We start from the raw sequence: 5,107 nt of genomic DNA on the forward strand, positions 1-5,107 counted from the left end.
ATAATCGCGTAACATTTCTAGTTACATAAAGCTAATACATTAACTACACGTTTAAGGAAATTCACTATACTACGGGAGATTTTTTCCTTAAAGTAACAGATGCCAAGTCTTCAAGAGGTGTCCGTGATTGCTGTGTCAAAATAAACACAGCTATTTTAATATGTTTCGGTATTGTAAGGTTGAAATTACAATAAAAAATACAAATAAATTATTTAAATTAAGAAAACAAGTCTTAAAATTTAAAATAAATTAAAAAATTATAAAGAAAATATTTTGTATTTGTGCAATTTTAATATAAATAATAAGTGTGGCTTATTATTAAAAGCCCAAATTACAGAAACAAAGGACGAAAACATGCTCCGCCCACACACCTGGGTGCGGCCGCATGGTTTTGGCTTAGATATTTGTGTCGTTTGTTTGTAATTAAACAGTGCCCAACTGTGCATTTTTCCGCATTGTATTGTTGTCTTTAATCGGTTAGGGTTACGATGATCTAAGTCATTTTTCATCACCCAATAGGATTAACCGACTTGTGGGTAAATGTTTTTCTGATAAATCACGTGATTTCGGAGTTCGGGAAAAATCGTGCCACGGGCCGAGCGGAATTTCCGATCCGGACGGTCGGGCCGTAAATTAGCCGAGGGTCAAATGACTGGCCCCAGGGTTAGATGTCAAATAAATTGACGCACCATCGTCTGTTGGTTTGACAGCGATAATGTCACGTGATTTACCCCGCGTCAACTCAGTTGACTTGCCTAATTTTTACTGCGCCACATGGACGCAGTCCTAATCCCTTAGGGTTAGCTAGTCACGTGACCCGGCGTTAAGGTTAGTGCCGGCCGGTTAGGGTTAGCCACGTGACTCCAGCCCGAGTTAGGGTCTGGGTTAGGGTTAGGGTTAGGATTAGGGTTAGGGTTAGGGTTAGGTAAAGGGTTAGGGTTAGGGTTAGGGTTAGGTTAGGGTTAGGGTTAGCCCGGTCAGTACGGTGGTGCCGGGCTATAGAAGTCCCGTGCAATACCGTACAGACTGTTCCCTACCATGCCTATTAAGTTAATGTACACGCGTATAATTTTTACTTTAAAAAACTTTGAAAAATTCTTAGATAGAAATCATTTTTCTAGTCTTGAGACCATCAGAAATACATGAAAAGTTCAGAGGTAGATGAGGTCAATCTTCCCGACTAGTCCAATTAAAAGCTTGTAATACTGCTTTAATTTTTGCGTGTTTTATTCATAACTGTTAGAATACTTTTACCGCGGCGAACGGTGGGTATTAGTCTCAACCCAAAGTCCTCGGTAGTAGATGCGACATTATCAATTGTTTTAACAGCTCTCGTGATAATGTCTCGAGCACCGGAGTTCTCGATCATAATATAAGTATTCTTTTTGGTAGTTTTACCTTTACCTTTTCTGGTTTGATGTGGTTTAAGACCACGGAGAAGCTCATCGCGATCCTCGAATGTGTTTAACGCTAAGAAGCGATCAACTTTTGTTTCTAGATATTTACGACGGAAGAGGAATTGTTTAAACAATTTCAAGCTCTTGTGGTAAGATCTAGCATCTGACGAGTTGCGAATATATCGAATATTTTCACCCTGGATCCAATTGTAGACGTAATGTATAGGATAAAACGTCGAAGGATCGGTGTAGATGTGCAAGTTTGTGGGTTTATCAAATACCGAAACCTTTAAACATTGTACATCTGAATTATTATATTTGCGAGCTATTGAGATTTTAAGGTCCAAATATTCGATAGAGTCTCCTAATTCTATGGCACGACCAGCATTCTCGAAATTTAAATTGGAATCTGTAGCAAACATCGAGATTTGACTCAAAAATTCTGTTGCTAAAATTTCGGCTGGGTGAAAGTCCTTTAGAATTTCAGGATCTTCCGCTACTTCAAATTCTTGAATCATTATTATATCATCTAGGTAACGAAAGTATCTTACGTAATCGAAAGTAATGCATTTTGCTTTAAAGGCTTCAAATAAAATATATTCGATACTGGCCATAAATAAATTTGCGATTACGGGAGAGAGAGGTGAGCCCATGGGGAGGCCTTTGGCTTGTTTGTAAACTTCGTTATTATAACTAACGTAGCTTGTAGAGTACACCCAGTCTAATAAATCTAAATAGAAATTCCATTTAGCTTCATTAGCGGATGTCCACCAACCTTTCTCCATAGCAAGCATTTTCAGAACCCAAAGGGATTCGTCTTGATCGATCTGGTTGTACATATCTGATACATCCCAAGAACCGATCCAAATCGTCCGGTTAGAGATAGACTCAAGCTCCGGAACGAGTTGCATGCTAGATTGTAGAACCCAGGGTACGTCCAAAAGATAAGGTTGTAGAAACTCAACTATCATTTTCGCAACAGGAACGTTAATCCAGTTTACAACTGGGGTGATATAACGTAACTTTCTTGGCTCTTTATGTAATTTAATAAGGCCATAAGCTTGCGGGACGACATGGTTTTTCCAATCAAAATATTTTTCCATAAAGTTATAGACAAAACCTTCGGTTTTGTTATATCTTTTTACACAGTTTCTAAGGGTATTTTCCGCTACAGTCAAGTGAGGCATGTAGGTAGTTCGACCTAGCCGAGGTTCACCCGAAGGATTCCCATCGAACCATTCCGAACAGATTTGGAAAGCATCTGTGTTATCAAAGTATTTTCGCATGTGTATGTGGTACCATTCTTTATCAACAATGGTTAAACCTAAATTTTTATCAGCGAGAATGACATACAAATCATTTTTCACGAGAAAATCATACACAACTTGTAAGGTAGAATTTATGTTTGCAGCCTTACGAAGGCCTTTATTTTGGAGTGCTTTATTAATATAATTTAAATTATAAATGCGACGGTCATTGACAGCATCAATTACATTAATAAGGGAACTATTTATTTTTTGGTTTGTTTGCCCTTGTTTTTCTTGGTAGTACCTCGTCGCCCGGGCTTGAATTTGCCCTTTTGTGTTTTCCCAGTGGCGCCAGATGGACGTCTGAGAAGGTACAGAAGCGAGTTGGAAATTAGCACCCAAATTTAAAGTACGAAATACAATATTGGGAATGACAATATTCTTGTCAGAATGAACATTCACAAATACCTTTTGTTTGGAGATTGACGTTTGGGACCGTGGCCCCGAACTTTGCCCTTCCCCTTGTTCTTCCCGGATCCCTTCCCGTTTGTTCTTCTTTTGACGACGTTTTTGGCGACGCCTTTGGGAGGGTCCTTTCTTTTGCGAGGGTTCAGGTTCACGTGGGTCGTGTCCTTTACCTTTTGCTGGACGGGAGCCTACAGATAAATCAAATGAATTGTTAAAAATGGATTTTAACTCATTTATCAGCCAGTCAAGAAGATCACTTACAGCACTGGTAGCCCCAGCTTTGCATTTGATCAGGAATTGTTCGAGCTGGCGCACGTTATAGGTAATCTGATGCTTCCACCACTCCTCATATAAGTTACGTTTATCCTCTTCAGAGAGGAGAGACCCCGACATTGCAGACTGTGCGCAGCCTTCAAGTTCGGCTTTCAATTTGTTAGGAGCAGCTGCCAAAGTGTCTTTGGCTTGGTCAAGTTCTTCTTGAACATCTCTTCCAAGGCCATTGACAACATGATAAGCTATGGTGGACTCCATAGCAGCGAGCGTTGTTTTTCTTAAACGCGGAATGTCCACCAACCGAAACTGATAGAGTTTCTTAATTTTCTTAAGCTTATCGGGATTAGTGATAATCCCATTATCTATATCAGCACCATCCTTCATATCGGTGTACTGGAGTAAACGACTTTGCAGCCGAGTGTACTTGCTGACAAGATTTTTACAGAAAGTCTTCATTGCCCTTGTAGGCGGGAGTTCCGCATAACGTCCAAAGGACGAGGTCGGAGTGCTTTCACTGTTAAGTGGAAGCGGCTGAGATGATTGGAGATGGGGAGTGTTGGTGGAACCAGTGGCAACACCGAGCTCAGTATCAACGATCATATTATTTTCAGTGTGAGAAGTCATTCTGGAATAAGTGTTATATAGATTATAGTTGATAAGTTAGGGTTGAATTGACAAGCGATTTGAAAATAAAAAGTTCAAGTCAAACAACGTTGTAAAACTTGCACTGAGCAAGAGTCACTCCGTTGCTACAGACGTCCTTTATTTATAACAAAACGCGAACTATAATCGCGTAACATTTCTAGTTACATAAAGCTAATACATTAACTACACGTTTAAGGAAATTCACTATACTACGGGAGATTTTTTCCTTAAAGTAACAGATGCCAAGCCTTTAAGAGGCGTCCGTGATTGCTGTGTCAAAATAAACACAGCCATTTTAACACGTTTCGGCATTGTAAGGTTAAAATTTCAATAAAAAATACAAATAAATTATCTAAATTAAGAAAACAAGCCTTAAAATTTAAACAAATTAGAAAATTATAAAGAAAATATTTTGTATTTGCGCAATTTTAACATAAATAATAAGCGTGGCTTATTATTAAAAGCCCAAATTACAGAGACAAAGGACGAAAACATGCTCCGCCCACACACCTGGGTGCGGCCGCATGGTTTCGGCTTAGATATTTGTGTCGTTTGTTTGTAATTAAACAGCGCCCAACTGTGCATTTTTCCGCATTGCATTGTTGTCTTTAATCGGTTAGGGTTACGATGATCTAAGTCACTTTTCATCACCCAATAGGATTAACCGACTTGCGGGTAAATGTTTTTCCGATAAATCACGTGATTTCGGAGTTCGGGAAAAATCGTGCCACAGGCCGAGCGGAATTTCCGATCCAGACGGTCGGGCCGTAAATTAGCCAAGAGTCAAATGACTGGCCCTAGGGTTAGGTGTCAAATAAATTGACGCACCATCGTCTGTTGGTTTGACAGCGATAATGTCACGTGATTTACCCCGCGTCAACTCAGTTGACTTGCCTAATTTTTACTGCGCCACATGGACGCAGTCCTAATCCCTTAGGGTTAACTAGTCACGTGACCCGGCGTTAAGGTTAGTGCCGGCCGGTTAGGGTTAGTCACGTGATTCCAGCCCGAGTTAGGGTCTGGGTTAGGGTTAGGGTTAGGGTTAGGGTTAGGGTTAGGGTTAGGGTTAGGGTTAGG

At 40.1% G+C, this 5,107-nt stretch carries 1 protein-coding gene; it reads right to left on the reverse strand.

Features of this window, described 5'->3' with window-relative positions; all coding sequences use genetic code 11:
* Positions 1 to 1,210: 1,210 nt before the first annotated feature.
* Complete coding sequence (locus tag VFA52_00035) at positions 1,211 to 4,009, reverse strand: reverse transcriptase domain-containing protein (protein HZS42605.1); 2,799 nt, start codon at positions 4,007 to 4,009, stop codon at positions 1,211 to 1,213.
* Positions 4,010 to 5,107: the final 1,098 nt, after the last annotated feature.

The organism is Candidatus Paceibacterota bacterium (genome assembly GCA_035652395.1).
Lineage (GTDB): Bacteria > Patescibacteriota > Minisyncoccia > Phycocordibacterales > CAJBRS01 > JADGRH01.

Coding starts and splice junctions, on each gene's coding strand:
- VFA52_00035 (HZS42605.1), bottom strand. CDS start 4,009: ATGACTTCTCACACTGAAAATAATATGATCGTTGATACTGAGCTCGGT.